Source organism: Klebsiella sp. K5-45 (assembly GCF_030128605.1).
In the GTDB taxonomy this organism is placed as follows: Bacteria; Pseudomonadota; Gammaproteobacteria; order Enterobacterales; family Enterobacteriaceae; genus Klebsiella; species Klebsiella quasipneumoniae.
The window spans coordinates 177,703-199,121 of sequence record NZ_JAKUZW010000009.1 but is presented as its reverse complement, the minus strand read 5'-3'; the positions used below and the strand labels follow the sequence as shown (position 1 = coordinate 199,121).

At 58.1% G+C, this 21,419-nt stretch carries 20 protein-coding genes; 5 read left to right on the top strand and 15 right to left on the bottom strand.

Annotated features, from left to right (window positions below):
- Positions 1-3: 3 nt before the first annotated feature.
- Entirely contained in the window at positions 4-1,404 is a 1,401-nt protein-coding gene (ulaA, locus tag MKS11_RS19810) for a PTS ascorbate transporter subunit IIC (protein ID WP_048294048.1), read from the bottom strand.
- A 363-nt stretch (positions 1,405-1,767) separates the two neighbouring features.
- Between ulaA and ulaG the strand changes: the two genes are divergently transcribed.
- Both ulaG and ulaR read left to right on the top strand, forming a co-directional pair.
- Complete coding sequence (ulaG, locus tag MKS11_RS19805) at positions 1,768-2,832, top strand: L-ascorbate 6-phosphate lactonase (protein WP_048294047.1); 1,065 nt, start codon at positions 1,768-1,770, stop codon at positions 2,830-2,832.
- A gap of 107 nt (positions 2,833-2,939) precedes the next feature.
- Positions 2,940-3,695 carry an HTH-type transcriptional regulator UlaR gene (ulaR, locus tag MKS11_RS19800; protein ID WP_004206453.1) on the top strand — a complete coding sequence of 252 codons (756 nt, stop codon included), beginning with the start codon at positions 2,940-2,942 and terminating at the stop codon, positions 3,693-3,695.
- Here ulaR and yjfP read toward each other — a convergent pair.
- Positions 3,692-4,408 carry an esterase gene (gene yjfP, locus MKS11_RS19795; protein ID WP_004206452.1) on the bottom strand — a complete coding sequence of 239 codons (717 nt, stop codon included), beginning with the start codon at positions 4,406-4,408 and terminating at the stop codon, positions 3,692-3,694. The genes ulaR and yjfP overlap by 4 nt on opposite strands.
- Positions 4,409-4,617: 209 nt before the next feature.
- On the opposite strand from yjfP, the gene bsmA reads away from it, so the two are divergent.
- Both bsmA and yjfN read left to right on the top strand, forming a co-directional pair.
- The gene (gene bsmA, locus MKS11_RS19790; protein WP_004206451.1) at positions 4,618-4,926 is read left to right on the top strand and encodes a biofilm peroxide resistance protein BsmA; all 309 of its coding nucleotides are present in this window, start codon (positions 4,618-4,620) and stop codon (positions 4,924-4,926) included.
- Between the two features lie 137 nt (positions 4,927-5,063).
- Positions 5,064-5,339, top strand: a complete 276-nt coding sequence (gene yjfN, locus MKS11_RS19785; RefSeq protein ID WP_004206450.1) for a DUF1471 family protease activator YjfN — start codon at positions 5,064-5,066, stop codon at positions 5,337-5,339.
- Here yjfN and MKS11_RS19780 read toward each other — a convergent pair.
- From MKS11_RS19780 to MKS11_RS19755, 6 genes are all read right to left on the bottom strand, one after another.
- On the bottom strand, positions 5,330-6,967 hold the full coding sequence (locus MKS11_RS19780) for an isovaleryl-CoA dehydrogenase (protein ID WP_259596544.1): 1,638 nt from the start codon (positions 6,965-6,967) through the stop codon (positions 5,330-5,332). The genes yjfN and MKS11_RS19780 overlap by 10 nt on opposite strands.
- A gap of 124 nt (positions 6,968-7,091) precedes the next feature.
- On the bottom strand, positions 7,092-7,823 hold the full coding sequence (rlmB, locus tag MKS11_RS19775) for a 23S rRNA (guanosine(2251)-2'-O)-methyltransferase RlmB (protein WP_002885669.1): 732 nt from the start codon (positions 7,821-7,823) through the stop codon (positions 7,092-7,094).
- A gap of 79 nt (positions 7,824-7,902) precedes the next feature.
- Complete coding sequence (gene rnr / locus MKS11_RS19770) at positions 7,903-10,341, bottom strand: ribonuclease R (protein ID WP_004206447.1); 2,439 nt, start codon at positions 10,339-10,341, stop codon at positions 7,903-7,905.
- Positions 10,342-10,377: 36 nt separating this feature from the next.
- A complete protein-coding gene (gene nsrR / locus MKS11_RS19765) occupies positions 10,378-10,803 on the bottom strand; it encodes a nitric oxide-sensing transcriptional repressor NsrR (RefSeq protein ID WP_002885667.1) in 426 nt (141 codons plus the stop codon).
- Between the two features lie 150 nt (positions 10,804-10,953).
- The gene (locus tag MKS11_RS19760) at positions 10,954-12,252 is read right to left on the bottom strand and encodes an adenylosuccinate synthase (RefSeq protein ID WP_004206445.1); all 1,299 of its coding nucleotides are present in this window, start codon (positions 12,250-12,252) and stop codon (positions 10,954-10,956) included.
- A 102-nt stretch (positions 12,253-12,354) separates the two neighbouring features.
- Positions 12,355-12,552: a DUF2065 domain-containing protein gene (locus MKS11_RS19755; RefSeq protein WP_002885664.1), complete on the bottom strand. Its 198-nt coding sequence runs from the start codon at positions 12,550-12,552 to the stop codon at positions 12,355-12,357.
- Between the two features lie 223 nt (positions 12,553-12,775).
- Here MKS11_RS19755 and MKS11_RS19750 point away from each other — a divergent pair, with 223 nt between their 5' ends.
- On the top strand, positions 12,776-13,066 hold the full coding sequence (locus MKS11_RS19750; protein ID WP_087771117.1) for a hypothetical protein: 291 nt from the start codon (positions 12,776-12,778) through the stop codon (positions 13,064-13,066).
- 83 nt (positions 13,067-13,149) lie between these two features.
- Here MKS11_RS19750 and hflC read toward each other — a convergent pair whose 3' ends face one another.
- The 7 genes from hflC to amiB all read right to left on the bottom strand — a co-directional run bounded on the left by hflC (position 13,150) and on the right by amiB (position 21,410).
- The gene (hflC, locus tag MKS11_RS19745) at positions 13,150-14,154 is read right to left on the bottom strand and encodes a protease modulator HflC (RefSeq protein WP_004192484.1); all 1,005 of its coding nucleotides are present in this window, start codon (positions 14,152-14,154) and stop codon (positions 13,150-13,152) included.
- 2 nt (positions 14,155-14,156) lie between these two features.
- Complete coding sequence (gene hflK, locus MKS11_RS19740; protein ID WP_004146726.1) at positions 14,157-15,419, bottom strand: FtsH protease activity modulator HflK; 1,263 nt, start codon at positions 15,417-15,419, stop codon at positions 14,157-14,159.
- 65 nt (positions 15,420-15,484) lie between these two features.
- Positions 15,485-16,765 carry a ribosome rescue GTPase HflX gene (hflX, locus tag MKS11_RS19735; RefSeq protein ID WP_004146725.1) on the bottom strand — a complete coding sequence of 427 codons (1,281 nt, stop codon included), beginning with the start codon at positions 16,763-16,765 and terminating at the stop codon, positions 15,485-15,487.
- Positions 16,766-16,840: 75 nt separating this feature from the next.
- Positions 16,841-17,149, bottom strand: a complete 309-nt coding sequence (hfq, locus tag MKS11_RS19730) for an RNA chaperone Hfq (protein ID WP_002885659.1) — start codon at positions 17,147-17,149, stop codon at positions 16,841-16,843.
- Positions 17,150-17,241: 92 nt separating this feature from the next.
- Positions 17,242-18,192: a tRNA (adenosine(37)-N6)-dimethylallyltransferase MiaA gene (gene miaA, locus MKS11_RS19725; protein WP_004206442.1), complete on the bottom strand. Its 951-nt coding sequence runs from the start codon at positions 18,190-18,192 to the stop codon at positions 17,242-17,244.
- The gene (gene mutL, locus MKS11_RS19720) at positions 18,185-20,044 is read right to left on the bottom strand and encodes a DNA mismatch repair endonuclease MutL (RefSeq protein WP_043519284.1); all 1,860 of its coding nucleotides are present in this window, start codon (positions 20,042-20,044) and stop codon (positions 18,185-18,187) included. Before mutL ends, miaA begins: the two co-directional genes overlap by 8 nt.
- Positions 20,045-20,054: 10 nt before the next feature.
- Positions 20,055-21,410 carry an N-acetylmuramoyl-L-alanine amidase AmiB gene (amiB, locus tag MKS11_RS19715; protein WP_087771115.1) on the bottom strand — a complete coding sequence of 452 codons (1,356 nt, stop codon included), beginning with the start codon at positions 21,408-21,410 and terminating at the stop codon, positions 20,055-20,057.
- Positions 21,411-21,419: the final 9 nt, after the last annotated feature.

The window sequence follows — 21,419 nt, the reverse complement described above, 5'->3', positions numbered from 1 at the left end:
TCCTTATTGGGCAGAGGCCTCTGCCAGTTTTTTTTCCGCGTCCTCCTCGGCGCGCAGCGCGCGGCCGGCGAAGAACATATAAGCCAGTGCAATCAGGATGATGACGGCCATAAACGCCAGCCCGACGGAGGCGAAGCCCTGCATCATCGGCGGCGCCAGAATCGACCAGTCCGCCATCCCCATCCAGGCGCTCATACCGGTGAGCTTCACCGCCCATACGCAACCGAATATTTCAATCATGCCCATCACCAGGCAGATTTTGAGCGCCGCGCGCCAGCCGCCAAAGTGGTTGGCAAAAACGCCAATCGTCGCGTTGGAGAAGAACATAGGGATAAAACCTGGAATAATCAGAATCGGGGAGCCGACGCCGACCAGAATGCCGACGGCAATCAGCTGACCGATGGTGCCCCACATAAAGCCCCAGACCACCGCATTCGGCGCGAAGCTATAGATAGCGGCGCAGTCGATCGCCAGCACCGCCCCGGGGATCAGACGCAGCGAGATACCGTTGAAGGCTTCGGACAGCTCGGCGACGAACATCCGCACGCCCTGAGTGATGATGAAAATCGCCACCGCGAAGGAGAAACCGGTCTGCAGGATATAGACCGTCCAGTGGATTTTACCCGCCATCGCCTGCACCACGTCAATGCCGAAAGAGAGCAGGATCGCACCGAAGAAGATAGTCATCACAATCGCGGTGGAAACAATGTTGTCGTGGAAGATGTTCAGCCAGCCAGGCAGCTTGAGGTCTTCGACGCTCTCCTCTTTTTTCCCCAGCCAGGGCGCCACTTTGTAGGCAATCCACGAGGCGAACTGCTGCTGGTGCCCGATAGAAAAACCGCAGCCGTCGGTGACCAGCTGAGTAGGCTTGTACATCATATTGGAGGTAATGCCCCAGTAGAGTGACACCAACACCGCGGTGCAGATGATGGTGGTCCACATGGAGTAGCCGAAAATAAAGAACGAGACCGCGATCAGCCCCGCCTGCTGAAACATGATATGGCCAGTCAGCATGATGGTGCGGATGCCGGTAATCCGGCGCAGCAGGACGTAACAGATATTCAGCGCCAGCGCCAGCAGCACCGCGTAACCCACCCAGCTATACGCCTCGCCCATCCGGTCGATGGTCGCCATCATCGAGGCATAGGTGTCAGAGATGGCGCCGTTAATGCCGTACACCTCTGACATTTTCGCCACCACCGGCTTAAAGGTGCTGGTGAGGATACCGGAGCCGGCTTGTAACAGCATGAAACCGATAATGGTTTTGATGGTGCCTTTGATAATCACGCTGACGCTTTTACGCAGCAGGATATAGCCCAGGCAGGTCACGATACCCAGCAGCAGCGGGGCATTAGTCATCACCTGATTAAAGAAAACGGTAAAGATGTTGTAGAGGATTGCCATAACACACTCCCGATGGTGAAGGCGCTGAACGCGCCTTACGCTCAGCATTTCTCGTTGCTCACTCTAATAATCAAAAATAATCACAACAAGATTAAATTTGATTAAATGTGACGCACACCGCAATAATCCTTTCCTTCATTCAGGTTATTTCCATTCATTTATAATGCAACAAAAATAAACATTTTAAATCATATAGATAAAACAAAAGCCAAGGCGCATAAGCTGTGAAAAAGACGGGAGATCATGCGTATCAGATCGCAAAAGGGATGGAAAACAAGATTGCAATCCTGGAAGCACAGTGACAACATAAATCAAAACCAATCAAATACTGATTACTTTTGAAAATGTATGAGGAAGACCGCGATGAGTAAAGTCCAAACCATCACCCGTGAATCATGGATCCTGAACACCTTTCCGGAATGGGGTAGCTGGCTGAATGAAGAGATTGAGCAGGAGCAGGTTGCGCCCGGCACCTTCGCCATGTGGTGGCTGGGCTGTACCGGCATCTGGTTGAAATCCGAAGGCGGCGCCAACGTCTGCGTCGATTTCTGGTGCGGCACCGGCAAGCAGAGCCACGGCAATCCACTGATGAAAACCGGCCATCAGATGCAGCGGATGGCAGGGGTGAAGAAACTGCAGCCCAATCTGCGCACCACCCCGTTCGTGCTCGATCCATTCGCCATTCGCCAGATTGACGCGGTCCTCGCGACCCACGATCACAACGATCATATTGACGTCAACGTCGCCGCCGCCGTCATGCAGAACTGCCCGGCCGATGTGCCGTTTATCGGCCCGAAAACCTGCGTCGATATGTGGATCGGCTGGGGCGTGCCGAAAGCGCGCTGTATCGTCATGAAGCCCGGCGATGTCGTGAAGATTAAGGACATTGAGATCCACGCGCTCGACGCGTTCGACCGTACCGCGCTGATCACCCTCCCGGCGGATCAAAAAGCCGCCGGCGTGCTGCCGGACGGGATGGACCAGCGCGCGGTCAACTATCTGTTTAAAACACCGGGCGGCAACCTGTACCACAGCGGCGATTCCCACTACTCCAACTATTACGCGAAGCATGGCAACGAGCATCAGATTGACGTCGCCCTCGGCTCGTATGGCGAGAACCCGCGCGGGATCACCGACAAAATGACCAGCGCCGATATCCTGCGCATGGCAGAGTCGCTCAACGCGAAGGTGGTGATCCCGTTCCACCATGATATCTGGTCGAACTTTCAGGCCGATCCGCAGGAGATCCGCGTCCTGTGGGAGATGAAAAAAGATCGTCTGAAGTACGGCTTCAAGCCGTTTATCTGGCAGGTCGGCGGCAAATTTACCTGGCCGCTGGATAAAGACAATTTCGAATATCACTACCCGCGCGGCTTCGATGACTGCTTTACCATTGAGCCGGACCTGCCGTTCAAATCCTTCCTGTAAGCCGCCTCCGGCAGGCACTGCCTGCCGGAAATACCTCGCCGCAGGGTTAGTATTTTCACATGATTTCAAATATCATCTTTGCCGTTCACTTTTAATCGGATTCGCTCATGACGGAAGCGCAAAGGCACCAAATTCTGCTGGATCTGCTCGCCCAAACGGGGTTTGTTACCGTAGAGCAGGTGATGTCGCGGCTCGGGATCTCACCCGCAACGGCCCGACGTGATATCAACAAGCTGGATGAAAGCGGCAAACTGAAAAAGGTACGCAATGGCGCGGAAGCCATTAGCGAGCAGCGCCCCCGCTGGACGCCGATGAATATCCACCAGGCGCAGAATCTGGATGAAAAAGTGCGTATTGCGCGCGCCGCTTCGCAGCTGATCGCGCCGGGTGAGAGCATCGTCATCAACTGCGGCTCCACCGCCTTTCTGCTGGGGCGTGAACTGTGCGGCAAACCGGTGCAGATCATCACTAACTATCTGCCGCTGGCCAACTACCTGATCGACCAGGAACACGACAGCGTGATTATCATGGGCGGGCAGTACAACCGCAGCCACGCCATCACCCTCAGCCCCCACGGCAGTGAAAACAGCCTCTATGCCGGGCACTGGATGTTCACCAGCGGCAAAGGGTTAACCGCCGAGGGGTTATACAAAACAGATATGTTGACCGCCATGGCCGAGCAGAAAATGCTCAGCGTGGTCGGCAAGCTGGCGGTGCTGGTCGACAGCAGCAAGATCGGCGAGCGCGCCGGAATGCTATTCAGCCAGGCCGGGCAAATTGACGTGGTGATCACCGGCAAACAGGCCGATGCCGCGATCCTCAAGCAGCTTGAGGACCAGGGCGTCAGCGTGATCCGCGTTTAAAGATGCTGCTGAAAAAAGGCGACCGTCGTGGCCAGCGCCTCCGGGGTGATGCGATGGCGGACGCCTTTCTGCCAGACGCAGGTCAGCCTGGCTGCAAGGTCGCTCTGCCTGAGCGCTTGCTCAAGACGGAAGGTCTCTTCCGGCGGCACCACGTCGTCGGCATCGCCATGCCAGAGCAACAGCGGCCGCCGGGCGAGCGACGCCAGCTGATGGCTGACATCCCATTCGCTGAGGCTGTCGCCATCAAAGCCAGGCGAGGGAAACAGGGTTTGCGACAGCGAACGAAAATAGCCTGATCCCATCAGGCAGGCGACGCTGTTCAGCTCGGGATGGTGCGTCATGATACCCAGGGCCGTCATTCCCCCCATCGACGCCCCCGCCACCGCCAGTCGCTCTCCTTCCAGCCAGCCTTCGGCGATAATCGCCTCACGCAGCGCGGGAAACTCGCTGAAATTCTGCTGCAGGATCGGCCAGAAGCGCTGCATCCGCCCGGTCTCATCACCGTGATAGCGCGCGCCATGCTCCGGCGCGTCCGGCATAATCACCCGGAAACCCGCCTGGGCCAGCGCCACCGCAAAGTAGCTGTAAACCAGTTTCGACGAGGTAAAGCCATGATAAAAGACGATACAGGGCAGTGGTTTGTCCAGACTCTCCTGCGGGCAGGCATGCAAAATTTCGCCACCGCCGAGGTTGCGCATTTCTAGTGCAATCATTTATCGTCTCCCTTCTCTATTGTGGTTAGGCGGCATGGGAAAATGCATTCACCAGGCAACCCAGTTTGCTACGATTCATAATGTTGAGAACCCGGTTACGCTTTCACAACATTTTCATTCGAAAATCGCGTCAGAGATAACAGTTCGGGAACATTCCCCGGAAATCCTGTTAAGGCTACCACTACACTATCACTATCAGGAAACGAGATATGGTTATGCGCAGGTTGTCTCCGTGGTTACTGGCTATCGTTCTCAGCGGGTGTAGTGCTTTGCAGGGAACGCCGGAAGCCCCGCCGCCCGCCACCGACCATCCGCAGGAGATCCAGCGCAACCAGACGGCTGGCCTGCAGAAAATGGCTACGGTGAGCGTACTGATGTACGGTTCGCCGATGGATGTCGAAGCGGCGCTGAAGGCCAAAGCAGAAGCGGCCAAAGCCGATTACTACGTCATCATCATGATCGATGACACCATGGTACCCGGCCAGTGGTATTCGCAGGCGATCCTCTATCGTCGATGACGAGGCGGTGTCTTTAAATCTGCTTTACATAGCTTTGCGTCCATTCACGTTCTCCTGTGCATAATAACGTTCGGCCAGCCACCTGGCAGGACGTTAGCAACGGACTGCCCTTGGGACTACGTGAAATGGAGCTGACGATGAAACGATCTTTTACCCTATCCAGCCTGCTGTTAACCACTGCGACGGCCAACACGTCCGCGCAGTCAGCCGAATTCGCCAGCGCGGATTGCGTTACCGGCCTGAATGAAATCGGTCTGATCTCCGTCGCTAATCTTTCCGGCAGCCAACAGGATGTGGAGCACGCCATTGCCCGCAAAGCGGACGAGCAAGGCGCCTCCTGGTATCGCATTATTCAGATGTACGAGGAACAACAGCCGGACAGCTGGCGCGTGCAGGCCATTCTCTACGCCTGAGGTGCCTGGCGCCCCCGCCCCATGGCCCGCAGCAGCAGGTCGTCGAGGGTCGGCGCGTCAAGACGTATGCCGCCGCGCGTGTCGAGCATCATCCGGCACCAGGCTTCGGCCAGCGGCGGCGAAGCGAAACGCAGCATCTGCGCCCCCGCCCCCAGACGATAGACCAGCCGGGCAATCTCTCTGCCCTGCTCTTCGGCGGGTCGTTTCAGCAATTGCTGCAGCTGACGCCATGCGCGGTCGAGATGGCGGTTTTGTCCTTTCACCTCCGCACACTCCGCGGCCAGCAGCTCCATCGCCGCCGGCTGCTTGCTCAGTACCCGCATCACATCGAGGCACATAATATTGCCGGAGCCTTCCCAGATGCTATTGACCGGCATCTCGCGATACAACCGCGGCAACTCACTCTCCTCGCAATAGCCGATCCCTCCCAGGACTTCCATCGCCTCAGCGACAAACGGGATACCGGCCTTGCAGATGGCAAACTTGGCCGCAGGCGTAAACAGACGCGCCCAGGCGCTTTCCCGGGCATCATCCCGACGGTCCCAGGCTCGCGCCAGACGAAACAGAAACGCGGTCTGTCCTTCAAGACGGAGCGCCATTTGCCCCAGCAGCTGGCGCATCATCGGCTGATCGACCAGATTTTTACCGAACGCCTGACGCTGTAGCGCATGATACAGCGCTACCGAGAAGGCCCGGCGCATCAGGGCATGGCTGCCCAGCGCGCAGTCAAAGCGGGTGAGACCGCCCATCCTGAGGATCTGCCGCACGCCGTCGCCCTCGTCACCCACCAGCCAGCCGCAGGCGTCATAAAACTCCACTTCGCTACTGGCGTTGGAGCGGTTGCCGAGCTTCTCTTTTAAGCGCTCCAGACGCACCCCGTTGCGCTGCCCGTCGGGCAGCAGGCGCGGCACAAAGAAGCACGACAGACCCGCAGGCGCCTGGGCCAGCACCAGGTGCGCATCGCTCTGCGGCACCGAGAAAAACCATTTGTGTCCCACCAGCCGGTAAAACCCTTCCGCTGTTTTCTCCGCGCGGGTGGTATTGCTCAGCACATCGGAACCCCCTTGCTTCTCGGTCATCCCCATGCCAATCAGCAGACCGCGCTTCTGGTCGCCCGGCGCGAGGTGGAGATCGTAACGGTCGCTCAGCAGCGGCGACAGCCAGTCGCCAAAAGGCGCGGGCAGGGCGCGCTGCAGCAGGGGCGTCGCGGCGAAAGTCATGGTAATCGGGCACAGCGTTCCGGCCTCTACCTGGGCGTGAAGCAGAAAGCGAGCGGCGCGCGCGACAAACGCGCCTTCACGGGCATCCTCCTGCCAGGCGAGATTATGCACCCGGTTCGCGCACAGCCCCTGCATCAGCAGGTGCCAGGCGGGGTGGAAGCGAACGTCGTCCAGTCGGGCGCCGGTGGCGTCATAGCGCAGCAGCTCCGGCGGGTTGCTGTTGGCCAGGCGTCCCAGCTCCAGCGATTCTGCGGTCCCCAGCTGCTGGCCAATGCTGGCGAGCAGATCGCCATCCCAGCCGGCGCCTTCGCGGACCACCGCTTCACGTAGGGCGGTATCGGACAGGAACAGATTGCTGTTATTCAGCGGGGTCGGTTGATTAAAAACGGTGTGGGTTTGCCAGTGCATCGTGTCTCCCTCCATCAATGGCGATAAGCCTAAGTATGGTTATCCGGGGGGATACTCGCCCGCGAGAGCGGTCACAAAAAAGCCATCCCGAAGGATGGCTTTTCAGTTTCGTCAGCGGGTCAGCTTAGCTGCGCTGGCGTACCGCCTCAAACAGGCAGATGCCGGTGGCCACCGAGACGTTCAGCGAGGAGACGCTGCCCGCCATCGGAATGCTGATCAGCTCATCGCAGTGCTCGCGGGTCAGGCGGCGCATGCCTTCGCCTTCCGCGCCCATCACCAGCGCCATCGGCCCGGTCATTTTGCTCTGGAACAGCGTATGGTCGGCTTCACCTGCGGTTCCAACGATCCAGACGTTCTCCTCCTGCAACAGACGCATGGTGCGCGCCAGGTTGGTGACTCGGATCAGCGGGACGTTCTCCGCCGCGCCGCAGGCCACTTTCTTCGCCGTCGCATTCAGCTGCGCGGAACGATCTTTTGGCACAATCACCGCGTGCACGCCGGCAGCATCGGCGCTGCGCAGGCAGGCGCCGAGGTTATGCGGATCGGTCACACCGTCAAGGATCAACAGGAACGGCTGATCGAGCTGCGCCAGCAGATCCGGCAGATCGTTCTCCTGATACTGACGCCCCGGCTTCACGCGGGCAATGATCCCCTGGTGTACCGCGCCTTCGCTCTTCTCATCGAGAAACTGGCGGTTGGCCAGCTGAATCACCACGCCCTGCGCTTCCAGAGCGTGGATCAGCGGCAGCAGGCGCTTATCCTCACGGCCTTTCAGAATATAAACTTCCTGAAAACGCTCAGGTGCGCGCTCCAGCAGTGCCTGCACCGCATGGATGCCGTAAATCATTTCACTCATTGATGTACTCGTTTTAGGTTCTGTTATCCGCCCTTCACCCCGTCCTGCGTCAGCAGACTTCAGGATGAAGGATGGTCAATCACTCGGCGCTCTTCTTCTTTGCCGCGCGCTTGGCTTTGGTGGCGGCGGCGATTTTCTGCGTTTTCGCCGACGGTTTTTTCGCTTTCTTCTCGCCTTTCGGCTTCGCTTTCGCCTGGTCTTTTTCTTTGCGGAACGCGCTGTCTGGCTCGAAGTTCACCTGCTTACCGACCTGACGACGACGGCCGCCCGGTTTGCCGGAGGTGCTCTTTTTCGCTTTCTCACGGGCGGTTTTGCCGACATTACGCGGCGCGCGCTCGCTGGAGATTAGGGTAAAGTCGATTTTACGCTCGTCCATGTTGACCGCTTCCACACGGACTTCCACGCGGTCGCCCAGGCGATAAGTCTGCCCGCCGGACTCGCCGATCAGACGCTGCCCCACCTGGTCGAAACGATAGTAGTCGTTATCCAGAGAGGAAACATGCACCAGGCCGTCGATAAACAGATCGTTGAGACGGACGAAGAAGCCAAAGCCGGTCACGCTGGCGATAACCCCGGAGAAGATGTTGCCTACCTGATCCTGCATGAAGTCGCACTTCAGCCAGTCGGAGACTTCGCGCGTCGCTTCATCAGCGCGGCGTTCGGTCATCGAGCAGTGCTCGCCCAGCTGCAGCATCTCTTCCATGCTGTAGTGCCAGCCGCCGGTCTCCGTGCTGTTGCCTTTATGCCCCTGCTCTTTGGCCAGCAGATATTTGATGGCGCGGTGCAGCGACAGATCCGGGTAACGACGGATCGGCGAGGTGAAGTGGGCATAGGACTGCAGCGCGAGGCCAAAGTGGCCGCGGTTTTCCGGATCGTAGACCGCCTGCTTCATCGACCGCAGGAGCATCGTCTGAAGCATCTCCGCATCCGGGCGATCGGCGATGGAGGTCAGCAGTTCGGCGTAATCGCGCGGCTCCGGCTTGTTGCCGCCAGGCAGTTCCAGCCCCAGCTCCGCCAGCACGCTGCGGAACGCGGTAATCGCCTCGGTGCTCGGCTTATCGTGAATACGGAACAGCGCCGGCTCCTGCGCCTTCTCAACGAAGCGCGCGGCGGAGATGTTCGCCAGGATCATGCACTCTTCAATCAGCTTGTGCGCATCGTTCCGCTGGGTCTGTTCGATACGCTCGATACGGCGCTCGGCGTTGAAGATGAATTTAGCTTCTTCACTTTCAAATGAGATACCGCCGCGCTCTTCGCGGGCGCCATCCAGCACCTTGTAGAGGTTATGCAGTTCTTCAATATGCTTCACCAGCGGCGCGTAGTGCTCGCGCAGCTCCTGGTCGCCCTGCAGTATATGCCACACCTTGGTATAGGTCAGGCGAGCATGTGAACTCATCACCGCTTCATAGAATTTATAACCGGTCAGACGGCCTTTTGACGAAATCGTCATCTCGCATACCATGCACAGGCGATCGACTTGCGGGTTCAGCGAGCACAGACCGTTAGACAACACTTCCGGCAGCATCGGTACCACCTGCGACGGGAAGTAGACCGAGGTTCCACGGCTGCGCGCTTCCGCGTCCAGCGGCGTCCCCGGACGCACGTAGTAGCTGACGTCGGCAATGGCTACCCACAGGCGCCAGCCGCCGCCGCGTTTCTTCTCGCAGTACACCGCGTCATCGAAGTCGCGGGCATCTTCACCGTCAATAGTGACCAGCGGCAGGGAGCGCAGATCGACGCGCCCGGCTTTCGCCTCTTCCGGCACCTGCTCTTTCAGGCCGGAAACCTGATTTTCCACCGCCGGCGGCCAAACGTACGGAATTTCATGGGTGCGCAGCGCCATATCGACAGCCATGCCGGTACCCATGTTGTCGCCCAGCACTTCGACGATTTTCCCCACGGCTTTGGTGCGGCGGGTCGGGCGCTGGGTCAGCTCGACCACCACCACGTAGCCCATCCGCGCGCCCATAATCTCTTCCGGCGGGATCAGGATATCGAAGCTCAGGCGACTGTCGTCCGGGACAACGAAACCGACGCCAGCGTCGGTAAAGTAGCGGCCAACAATCTGGCTGGTTTTCGGCACCAGGACGCGGACGATGCGCGCTTCGCGGCGGCCCTTGCGGTCCGCGCCCAGCGGTTGGGCCAGCACCTGATCGCCATGAATACAGGTTTTCATCTGCTCTGACGACAGATACAGATCGTCTTTGCGCCCTTCAACACGCAGGAAACCATAGCCATCACGGTGACCAATAACGGTTCCTTTGAGGAGATCAAGGCGCTCCGGCAGCGCATAGCACTGACGGCGGGTGAAGACCAGCTGACCGTCGCGTTCCATCGCGCGCAGGCGGCGGCGCAGCGCTTCGGTTTGCTCTTCGCCCTCAATATTTAACTCGATGGCCAGCTCATCGCGGCTGGCGGGCTTTTCCCGTTTGGTTAAATGTTCGAGGATAAATTCCCGGCTCGGGATTGGGTTCGCGTACTTCTCAGCTTCGCGTTCCTGGAATGGATCTTGTGACATATCGGTTCCTCCGTTGTCATCTCCGGCAGAGTGGCGTCACTCCACCAGCAATAATTTATAAAGCGGTTGATTCTTCTCAACCAAATCAGCCAGCGTATAGTTATCCAGTTCCTTGAGAAAACTCTGCGCGGCTTCAGCTAGTGCCTGTTTCAGACGACAGGCTGGAGTAATGTGGCAAAACTCGCTGCTGCAGTTGACCAGCGATAAGGGTTCCAGGTCGCGTACCACGTCACCGACGCGGATCTGTCCAGCTGGTTTGCCGAGGCGAATGCCCCCGTTCTTCCCCCGCACGGCAGTCACATAGCCCATGCGACTTAACTGATTGATTATTTTAACCATATGATTACGGGAGACGCCATAGACCTCGGTTACTTCCGAGATACTGGTCATCCGTCCTTCCGGCAGCGACGCCATATAAATCAGCGCCCGTAGTCCGTAATCGGTGAAACTCGTTAACTGCACATAAACCTCAGGGAAAAGAAAACAGGGTATGTCGAGCGACATCATTATTATTGATGATAAACCAGCCAGCGCTCAGGCCGCTAATTTATTTAAAATGGGGCGGGCGAACAGCAAAAACAAGGGCGCCTGAACGGCGCCCCTTGCGAGTGATTATGCGTCGAACGGGTCGCGCAGAATCATGGTCTCGGAACGGTCTGGACCAGTAGAGATGATATCAACCGGTACGCCGGTCAGCTCTTCAATACGCTGGATGTAGTTCAGCGCTGCCTGCGGCAGGCCGCTGCGCTCTTTCACGCCGAAGGTGGTTTCAGACCAGCCCGGCATGGTTTCGTAGATAGGCTCGATACCTTCCCAGTTGTCGGCTGCCAGCGGAGTGGTGGTCACTTCGCGGCCATCCGGCATACGGTAGCCGACGCAGATTTTCACTTCTTTCAGGCCGTCGAGGACGTCCAGTTTAGTCAGGCAGAAGCCGGACAGGGAGTTAATCTGCACCGCGCGACGAACCGCGACGGCGTCCAGCCAGCCGGTACGACGACGACGACCGGTGGTGGCGCCGAATTCGTTACCCTGCTTGCAGAGGAACTCGCCGGTTTCATCAAACAGCTCGGTCGGGAACGGACCCGCGCCTACGCGAGTCGAGTAAGCTTTGATGATACCCAGAACGTAATCCACATAACGCGGGCCCAGGCCGGAGCCGGTCGCCACGCCACCGGCGGTGGTGTTGGAAGAGGTTACGTACGGATAAGTACCATGGTCGATATCCAGCAGCGTGCCCTGCGCGCCTTCGAACATCACGAAGTCGCCGCGTTTACGCGCCTGATCCAGCAGGTCGGAAACGTCCACCACCATGCCGGTCAGGATGTCGGCAATCGCCATTACATCGTCCAGCACTTTCTGGTAGTCAACGGCTTCTGCTTTGTAGAAGTTCACCAGCTGGAAGTTGTGATATTCCATCACTTCTTTCAGTTTATCGGCGAAGGTTGCTTTATCGAACAGATCGCCAACGCGCAGACCGCGACGAGCGACTTTATCTTCGTAAGCCGGGCCGATGCCGCGACCGGTGGTGCCGATAGCCTTCGCGCCGCGCGCTTTTTCACGCGCCACGTCCAGCGCCACGTGATAGTCAAGGATAAGCGGGCAGGCTTCAGAGAGCAGCAGACGCTCGCGAACCGGGATACCACGGTCTTCCAGGCCCTTCATCTCTTTCATCAGCGCAGCCGGAGACAGCACGACGCCGTTACCGATGATGCTGGTGACGTTTTCACGCAGAATGCCTGATGGAATAAGATGGAGAACGGTTTTTTCACCGTTGATTACGAGAGTATGGCCGGCGTTGTGACCACCCTGGTAGCGCACAACATATTTAGCCCGTTCTGTCAGGAGATCGACGATCTTCCCTTTACCTTCGTCACCCCATTGGGTGCCCAGTACGACGACGTTGTTACCCATTTTTCAAAATCACCGTTTGCTTAAAAATGGATTCTACCATCGCTTTTTCAGAGTTACAGCACTTTTTGCATCCAAAATAAGGCAAATCCGACCACTTTTTGATCAGCCAATCGATTTCCTCAACATGTAGTAGATCACAATCCCGGCAACCACAAGTCCGCCGCCAAAGCGCCGCAATAAATTATCCGGGAGCTGGCTCAGGCTGGCGACCATCTTGCGCCAGGCGCGCGGATAAAGTAGCGGGCCAAGCCCTTCGAGTACTAAAACCAGCGCCAGCGCCAGCCAAATGGTGGAGTTCATCGTCAACCCTAATTGAAAAGTATCATCGCCGCCTTCGCAGGCGTCATCGGCCAGCATAGTGAATGCATTCACTCAATTCACATTGTCCCGTATTTCCTCTTCATTATGAACCGGAAAGGTGAAACAAAATTCATAACCAGTTGTATTGCTGTCTATTTTTTAAATTGCAACTATGCCGTCGCGTACTACAACCCGGTACGTCTACATAATCAGGAAGATTATCATGAGAGAATTAACCGCATTTGAAATCGAAAATGTGAGCGGCGCAGGCTGGTTACAGGATGGCCTGGCCTCCTTAGGTAGTAAGGTCGGCGCCGCCGTATGGACGATGGGCACCGATGCCCTGAGCATCAACCTGCCGCTGCTTGGCACCATTAATCTGGCCGATCTGGCGCCGGACCTGGGCAAAACCCTGGGCAAAAGCGTTGGCTCATCTATCGGCGGCACCATCGAGAGTACGCTGGCGAGCCTGCCGGTGATCGGTGGCCTGCTAAACAAGCTGCTCGGCAACTAATTCACGCCGTCGTAGCATAAAAAAAGGCGCCTGTCTCAGGCGCCTTTTTGCATTAACCACTGTAGGTTACTGTCATCTTCGACTTATTTACGCACCGAATCCGGTGAACGCATATAGCGGAAGAAATCGCTATCCGGGCTCAGGACCATGACATCCTGATTGCTCTGGAAGCTCTTCTCATAGGCGCGCAGGCTACGAATAAAGGAATAGAAGCCCGGATCCTGGCTGAACGCGTCGGCAAACAGTTTTGCCGATTCCGCATCGCCTTCACCACGCAGGATACGGCCCTGGCGCTCGGCTTCCGCCAGCGTCTTGGTGACTTCATAGTCCGCGGTCGCGCGCAGTTTTTCTGCCTCTTCCTGGCCCTGTGAACGGTGACGACGGGCAACCGCTTCACGCTCCGCGCGCATACGGTTATAGATCGCTTCCGACACTTCCGCCGGCAGGTTGATCTGCTTGATACGCACGTCGACGACTTCAATACCCAGCGCCGCCATACTGTTCGGGTTGATCACCTGCACTTTGCCGTTGGTTTCCGCTTCCACGCGCTCTGCCGCTTTGGCAATCGCGTCGTCAGCTGCCGGCGTGCTAACCTCGTCTTCCGTACCGGCCGACCCTGAGTTCAGCGCATCACGCACTTCCAGCGTCAGGCGGCCACGGGAGTCGGTGACGATGTCTTTCACATCCAGACGGCCGATTTCAGAACGCAGACGGTCCGAGAATTTACGCTTCAGCAGCACCTCTGCCTGGGAGACGTCGCCGCCGCCGGTGGCCAGGTAGTAACGGCTGAAGTCGCTGATACGCCATTTGATGTAGGAGTCGACGATCAGGTCTTTCTTCTCTTTGGTGACGAAACGGTCAGCCTGGTTGTCCATGGTCTGAATACGCGCATCCAGCATCTTCACCGATTCGATAAACGGGATCTTGAAGTGCAGGCCTGGCGCATACACCAGCGGCTTATTTTCGTCGTCGCGCAGAACTTTACCGAAACGCAGCGTGATACCGCGCTCGCCTTCCTTTACGACAAAGACAGACATGTAGAGCACTACCAGCACGATGACAATGATCGCGATAACAGATTTACGCATCGTTATTCCCCCTGACGCTGGTAGTCGTTACGCTGCGCGTTAGCGCGGCGTTGGTCCATAATGCTACCCCCGGTTGAGCTCGAGGTTGATGAGGTGCTGGCGCTGCTTGAGCTGGATGCTGGCGGCAGACGCAGCAGATCGCTGGCGTCACTGCTATCGCTCTTTGCTGCCGGCGCAGCGGCGCCTTTCAGCATCTGGTCCAGCGGCAGAACCATCAGATTGCCGTTTTTGCTGTCATTGACCAGCACTTTACGGGTGTGGCTCAGCACTTTTTCCATCGTTTCGATGTACAGACGCTCGCGGGTAATCTCCGGCGCGGCTTTGTATTCCGGCAGGATCTTAGCAAAGCGAGCCACTTCACCCTGGGCTTCCAGGACGGTCTGGGTCTTATAGGCGCGTGCCTCTTCGAGGATACGCTGCGCCTGACCATTCGCGCGCGGCTGGACTTCGTTGGTGTAAGCCTCCGCTTCACGAATGTACTGCTGTTCGTTCTCACGCGCGGCAATGGCATCGTCAAACGCGGCTTTCACCTCTTCCGGCGGACGTGCCGTCTGGAAGTTGACGTCCAGCAGAGTGATGCCCATGTTGTACGGGCGAATCGTCTCTTCCAGCTCACGCTGAGTATCGCTACGGATCACGGTACGACCTTCGGTCAGAATGCGATCCATAGTGTATTTACCGATCACCCCGCGCAGCGCGCTGTCGGTGGCCTGACGCAGGCTGTCGTCCGCGCTGGTGACGCTAAACAGATAGCGCTCCGGATCGGTGACGCGGTACTGCACGTTCATCTCAACGCGCACCACGTTTTCGTCAGAGGTCAACATGACGCCGGACGCCGCCAGTTCACGTACCGACTCCACGTTTACTGCCTGCACGTTATCGATAAAGGTCGGCTTCCAGTTCAGGCCCGGCTCAACCAGATGGCTGAACTTACCAAAGCGGGTGACCACGCCGCGTTCGGCTTCTTTAATAGTATAGAAACCGCTGGCCGCCCAGATAATCACGGCCGCCGCGGCAACGATGCCGACAATACGCCCGCCCATCGGTCCGCGAGGTCCCTGCGCGCTATTGCCGCCGCCCAGTCCGCCCTTGCCGCCGCCGAGCCCGCCAAGTTTTTTACTTAACTTGCGGAAGATATCATCCAGATCCGGCGGCCCCTGCTCGCGACCGCCTTTGTTGCCATTTCCCTCAGAGTTGCCGCCAGGTTTGCTGCTCCCCCACGGGTCGCGGTCCTGTCCGTTATTACCGGGCTGATTCCACGCCATGTATATGCTCCATATTTGTTTTTGATATCCCCACAGGGGTCAATATCTTCAGGCAAGCTGCAAGGTCAAACCACATAGTCAACAAGCGTTGGCTCTTGCTTACAGAGGCGCCGCCAGTCAACGATCGGCATGCGCACCTGCAGACTCACGCTGCCGTCATCCTCCATCCACTCTTTTTCTATCGCCTGAAGCTGATAGAAACGGCTTCTCAGTCGCCCTTCTTTCGGCGGTAAGCGCAGCGTATGCTGGGCCACTTCACCGGAAAGGCGCTCCGTTAACGCCTGAAAAAGCAGTGGTACGCCAACCCCGGTCTGAGCGGAAAGCCAGACCCGAATCGGTTTATTTTCATCGTCGCGATCGATGCGCGGTTCAAAATCGTCCAGCATGTCGATTTTGTTCATCACCAGCAGCGCCGGGATCTCATCGGCCTCAATTTCAGCGAGAACCGTATTTACCGCATCAATGTTTTCCTGCACGCGGACATCCGCAGCGTCAATCACATGCAGCAGCAGCGTCGCCTGACGCGTCTCCTGCAACGTCGCTTTAAACGCGGCCACCAGATCGTGCGGCAAGTGGCGAATAAAGCCCACGGTATCGGCCAGCACCGTTTCGCCGACGTCAGGGACGTCAATGCGGCGCAGCGTCGGGTCCAGAGTGGCGAACAGCTGGTTCGCGGCATAGACCTCGGCGGCGGTGATCTGGTTAAAGAGCGTTGATTTTCCTGCGTTGGTGTAGCCCACCAGCGACACGGTTGGAATATCGGCTTTCGCGCGCGACCGCCGCCCCTGCTCACGCTGTTTCTCGACTTTTTCCAGCCGCGACAGGATCTGCATGATGCGGTTACGCAATAAACGACGGTCAGTTTCGAGCTGGGTTTCACCCGGGCCACGCAAACCGATCCCGCCCTTTTGTCTTTCAAGGTGGGTCCAGCCGCGGACAAGGCGGGTCGCCATATGGCGCAGCTGCGCCAGCTCGACCTGCAGTTTCCCTTCATGGGTGCGCGCGCGCTGAGCGAAAATATCTAAAATAAGACCGGTACGATCGATAACCCGGCATTCGCACAGGCGTTCCAGGTTGCGTTCTTGCGCCGGACTCAGGGCATGATCGAAGAGCACGACCGAAGCGCCGGTCGCTTTAACGGCTTCCGCAATTTCGACTGCCTTACCTTCACCAACAAAATACTTCGGGTGCGGTGCTTTACGGCTACCGGTAATCACCTGCATTGCTTCGACACCGGCGGAAGAGGCCAGAGTTTCAAACTCCTGGAGGTCTTCCATATCTTTGTCTTGCGAAAAATAGATGTGTACCAGTACCGCCTGCTCACCGGCGTCATAACGGTCAAACAAGCGTAAACCCCTTATAAAATACCAGCGGGGAACGCAGAAAACCTGGCTCCCCGGCGTGGAAAAACAGCACTAGCCTTATTCGGCGTCGTCGCTGTCTTGTTGTGGCGCAGAAGAGCCCTGCGCGCTACCACCGTGGTGATAGTTACTGGAACCGCCGCCAGCATTGTTGCTGTGGTGAGACACCGGGCGAGACGGGACAACAGTAGAAATTGCGTGCTTATAGACCATCTGGCTGACCGTGTTCTTCAACAGGATCACGAACTGATCGAAAGACTCAATTTGCCCTTGCAGCTTGATACCATTCACCAAATAAATAGAAACCGGAACGCGTTCCCGACGCAAAGCGTTCAGGAACGGATCTTGTAAAGATTGCCCCTTAGCCATTCTCTCTTTTCCTTATATGTATGCTTGTTTTGTACTCAGAACCTTACGATTCTCAAAAAAAATTACGCACGATACCGTTTAATTGTACACGTTCAGTTCTGGCTCGCACCAACAACCTGTAATACTTTGTTGAGCGCTTGTTCAGGTTGTTCACTGTCTAACCAATGCACACCTTCCCAACCGCGCAGCCAGGTGACCTGACGTTTGGCTAACTGTCTCGTGGCGCAAACACCTCGATAAACCATCTCATCATATGGGATCTCGCCATTGAGATATGACCACATCTGGCGGTATCCGACACAACGGATGGAAGGCATATCCGTATGCAAATCTCCGCGGGCAAAAAGCGCCCGTACTTCTGCTTCAAAACCTGAAGCTAACATCTGATGAAAACGCTGTTCTATGCGTTGATGGAGCAGTTCACGGCTCGCCGGGGCGATGGCGAACTGATGCACCTGATATGGCAGAGCGTCTCCTGACGTTTGCGTCAGTTCCGTTAAAGTTTTACCCGAAATGAAAAAAACTTCCAGTGCCCGGGAAAGCCTTTGCGGATCATTTGGATGAATACGCGCAGCCGCTACGGGATCGATCTCCTGTAACTGCTGATGTAACGCGTTCCACCCCTGCTCTGCGGCCTGTTGCTCAATCCGCGCTCTGACCTCTGGGTCAGCGGACGGTAAGGGCGACAATCCTTCCAGCAACGCTTTGAAATACAACATCGTCCCGCCGACTAACAGCGGAATTCGCCCGGCGGCGACAATTTCCGCCATCGCCGCCAGCGCATCGCGGCGAAAATCCGCCGCGGAATAGGCCTCTGCAGGATCCAAAATATCCAGCAGCCGGTGCGGTGCGGCGCTCAGCTCTGCGGCATCCGGTTTGGCGGTGCCAATATCCATTCCCCGATAAATGAGGGCGGAATCAACACTAATCAACTCTACTGGCAAAACTTTACGTAAGGCTATCGCCAGCGCGGTTTTGCCGGAGGCCGTCGGGCCCATTAAAAAAATTGCCTTGGGCAGGCTCGCCTCGGTTACATCATTCATCTTTCAGGGCATTCATCGCCGAATGGAGATCTACAGGTTGTAACAGGCCACCCGGCGGCGTTCTCACCAGCTGCGGGCAAAGACGCTCAACGTCCGCCAGCAGCGCAATCGCCTGCGCCATATTCCATGACGTCTGTTCGCTCGTCAGATTACGCGCCATCCATTGGGCGATATTGCCGACGTCGAATGCGTTTTGCTGCGCCAGGTAGCCTATCAGTTCAGGAATCAAGATTTGTAAATTTTGTTGTCTTAAGGGTAAAGGGACCGCGCGCACCGTCACGTGCAGGGCATCGGTATGCATATCGATCCCCAGCTGCGTCAGCGCCGGATGCGCGGCGGCCAGCGCCTGTTTTTCCCCTTCCGTCACTTTTAACCGCAGGGGGATCAGCAGCGGCTGGGCACAGACGGCCTCTGCTCCCGGGGTCAACTGCGCCTGGCGCAGCCAGCGCTCGGCAACGGTCAACGACAGCAGCGCCAGGCCGCCCTCGCGCTCGAGCAGCGCGCAGTCGCGGCTCACAATCGTCAGCACTCTGCCAAAGCTCTGGCTGTGACCGGCCAGTTCCGCCGTGGCCGGAGTCTGTAACGCGGGCTTTGGCGCCGTTGGCGTGTCGAGCAACTGACGATAAAGCGCCCCTTGCTGCTTCTGGTAACCCGGCTGCGCGTGCGGCCAGCTCGCGCCGCCCGGCCTGCCGCTGGAGGCCGCAGACTCACGCGATGGCGTGATGCTGAAACGGGTTGCCGGTTCACGCGCTTCCGACGGCCGCGCAAACTGGTTGCCGCCCGCCGCGATCCGGTTCTCCGGCATCGCACGGGGCGCCGGCGGGTCGTCTTTTTCCGCCAGCGGCGCGTCAAGCTGCTGCTGCAGCACGCTCAGTACGCCCTGGTAGATAAAGTCATGCACCAGGCGCGACTGATGGAAACGCACCTCATGCTTGGCCGGGTGGACGTTCACATCCACCTGATGGGGATCGATCTCCAGATACAGCACAAACGCCGGCTGCTGATCGGCCCCCAGTTTGTCTTCACAGGCCTGGCGGATAGCGTGGTTGATCAGCCGGTCGCGCATCATCCGCCCGTTAACGTAGCAATACTGAATTTCCGCCAGCGCAGGGGTGGTATGCAGCGGATCGGCGACCCAGCCGCGCAGGGTCAGATCGCCATGCTGCCACTCGATCGCCAGGGCATGTTCAAGAAAGGCGGCGCCACAGATGGTTCCCAACCGCCGCTCCCGCTGGCCATCCTGAGCGACTGCCCGATACTGGCGCATCACCTTGCCGTTATGGCTGAGGTTGATGGTGACGTCGAATCGCGCCAGCGCAATGCGGCGCACCACCTCGTCAATGTGGCCGAACTCGGTCTTTTCGGTGCGCATAAATTTGCGCCGCGCCGGGGTGTTGTAGAACAGATCGAGGACTTCAAGGGTAGTGCCGACCGGGTGCGCCGCCGGCTTCACCGTCACCGCCTGATCGCGGCCTTCGGCATACGCCTGCCAGGCTTCCTGCTGTTCCGCCGTCCGCGAAGTGAGCGTCAGGCGCGCCACCGAACTGATACTGGCCAGCGCTTCGCCGCGAAAACCGAGGCTGATAATGGCTTCGAGATCGTCGAGCGAGGCGATCTTGCTGGTCGCGTGGCGAGCCAGGGCCAGCGCCAGCTCGTCTTTTTTGATGCCGCAGCCGTTATCGCGAATGCGAATAAGCTTCGCGCCGCCGCGTTCGATATCAATATCAATTCGCGTGGCGCCCGCATCAAGGCTGTTTTCAACCAGCTCTTTCACCACCGACGCGGGCCGTTCCACCACTTCGCCGGCGGCAATCTGGTTGGCGAGCTGCGGCGGCAGAACCTGAATCGGCATCCCCTGCTCCTTAGTTAATCAACATCCCGCCTGGCGCTGCGGCGCTGGCGGTCTGCGCCGCCTCGCCGCGAGGCGCAGACTGCAGCGGATGCTGCATAAAGTAGTTGCGCAGACCGTTGTAAATCGCCTCCGCAATCTGCTCCTGGTAATCATCGCTCCCCAGCAGCCGTTCTTCCCCGTTGTTACTGATAAAGCCTGTTTCCACGAGGATCGACGGAATGTCCGGCGAGCGCAGTACGCCGAGGCTGGCATGCTCCGGACGGCGTTTATGCAGATTGCCAATCCGCTGCAGCTGGCTGAGCACGTTGGTCGCGACATCGTAGCCGACGCGTTGGGAGTGACCGAACTGCAGATCCAACACCGCCTGGCTCAGGTAGGGATCGGCCTGGCTGTTCGCCAGCACATCGCCCGCGCCGCCGAGCAGTTCAGACTGTTTCTCATGCTGTTCCAGCCAGCCGGCCATTTCACTGTTGGCGCGACGGTTAGAGAGCACCCATACCGAGGCGCCGGTAGCGTCGCGGTTTGGCGCGGCGTCAGCATGGATTGAGACGAGGAAGTTGGCGTTTTGCTTACGCGCCACATCCGAGCGCCCCATTACCGAAATAAAGTAATCCCCGTCACGGGTCAGCACCGGTTTAAACTGCGGATCGGCGTTCAGCAGCGCCCGCAGCTTGCGCGCGATAGCGATAGTCACGTTCTTCTCTTTGGTGCCATTCGGGCCAATCGCGCCAGGATCCTGACCGCCGTGCCCGGCGTCGATGGCGATAATCACCTTATCCTGCGCCGACACCGTGCGGGCCGCCGGACGGGTCACGGTCTGATTGTTGGTCATCGCCGGCTGAGAGGGGGTCATCACCGTCTGCCGATCGTGGCCCGACGAGCTAAACGGATTGCGTCCCGCCGTCACCGTCCGGGAAGGCATCACCGGCGACGGGTCGGCCCGTTTCACCACCACAGGAGGTGGCGGCGGCGGCGGCGGCGCGTCGGCGTTGATGGTAAAGACCACCGTGTAATTCGCCCCGTTCTGTTGCTTCACCGCCCGGGTTTTCCCATCTTCCGTCAGATCCACCAACAGACGCAGCGTCTGCGAATCCTGCGGCGTACCGGCACGAATGCTCTTCACCAGGTTGCTGCCGCTAAATTTCAGCGGCAGTCCCTGCAATACGCCGGTCTGTTTGATATCCAGCGCCACCAGTCGTTTGCCCTGGGGGGTAAAAGAGTACTCCGGTTCACCGACAAAGCTAAGAGTAATACGGGCCTGCTGGTCTCCGTTGGAGACCTGGATATCGGATAAACTCGCCGCAGTGGCGTGAAGACTCGACAGCATCAGCGCAGCGGCAAGCCAGGTGGTTATGCGATACTTCATCCCGTCATC

What these genes read in the sequence shown, in the direction of transcription:
- MKS11_RS19780 (WP_259596544.1), bottom strand. Translation starts at nt 6,967, where the DNA reads ATGCACTGGCAAACCCACACCGTTTTTAATCAACCGACCCCGCTGAAT.
- rnr (WP_004206447.1), bottom strand. Translation starts at nt 10,341, where the DNA reads ATGTCACAAGATCCATTCCAGGAACGCGAAGCTGAGAAGTACGCGAAC.
- yjfP (WP_004206452.1), bottom strand. Translation starts at nt 4,408, where the DNA reads ATGATTGCACTAGAAATGCGCAACCTCGGCGGTGGCGAAATTTTGCAT.
- MKS11_RS19760 (WP_004206445.1), bottom strand. Translation starts at nt 12,252, where the DNA reads ATGGGTAACAACGTCGTCGTACTGGGCACCCAATGGGGTGACGAAGGT.
- amiB (WP_087771115.1), bottom strand. Translation starts at nt 21,410, where the DNA reads ATGAAGTATCGCATAACCACCTGGCTTGCCGCTGCGCTGATGCTGTCG.
- mutL (WP_043519284.1), bottom strand. Translation starts at nt 20,044, where the DNA reads ATGCCGATTCAGGTTCTGCCGCCGCAGCTCGCCAACCAGATTGCCGCC.
- hflK (WP_004146726.1), bottom strand. Translation starts at nt 15,419, where the DNA reads ATGGCGTGGAATCAGCCCGGTAATAACGGACAGGACCGCGACCCGTGG.
- miaA (WP_004206442.1), bottom strand. Translation starts at nt 18,192, where the DNA reads ATGAATGATGTAACCGAGGCGAGCCTGCCCAAGGCAATTTTTTTAATG.
- ulaA (WP_048294048.1), bottom strand. Translation starts at nt 1,404, where the DNA reads ATGGCAATCCTCTACAACATCTTTACCGTTTTCTTTAATCAGGTGATG.
- ulaR (WP_004206453.1), top strand. Translation starts at nt 2,940, where the DNA reads ATGACGGAAGCGCAAAGGCACCAAATTCTGCTGGATCTGCTCGCCCAA.
- yjfN (WP_004206450.1), top strand. Translation starts at nt 5,064, where the DNA reads ATGAAACGATCTTTTACCCTATCCAGCCTGCTGTTAACCACTGCGACG.
- hfq (WP_002885659.1), bottom strand. Translation starts at nt 17,149, where the DNA reads ATGGCTAAGGGGCAATCTTTACAAGATCCGTTCCTGAACGCTTTGCGT.
- hflC (WP_004192484.1), bottom strand. Translation starts at nt 14,154, where the DNA reads ATGCGTAAATCTGTTATCGCGATCATTGTCATCGTGCTGGTAGTGCTC.
- MKS11_RS19750 (WP_087771117.1), top strand. Translation starts at nt 12,776, where the DNA reads ATGAGAGAATTAACCGCATTTGAAATCGAAAATGTGAGCGGCGCAGGC.
- ulaG (WP_048294047.1), top strand. Translation starts at nt 1,768, where the DNA reads ATGAGTAAAGTCCAAACCATCACCCGTGAATCATGGATCCTGAACACC.
- MKS11_RS19755 (WP_002885664.1), bottom strand. Translation starts at nt 12,552, where the DNA reads ATGAACTCCACCATTTGGCTGGCGCTGGCGCTGGTTTTAGTACTCGAA.
- bsmA (WP_004206451.1), top strand. Translation starts at nt 4,618, where the DNA reads ATGGTTATGCGCAGGTTGTCTCCGTGGTTACTGGCTATCGTTCTCAGC.
- rlmB (WP_002885669.1), bottom strand. Translation starts at nt 7,823, where the DNA reads ATGAGTGAAATGATTTACGGCATCCATGCGGTGCAGGCACTGCTGGAG.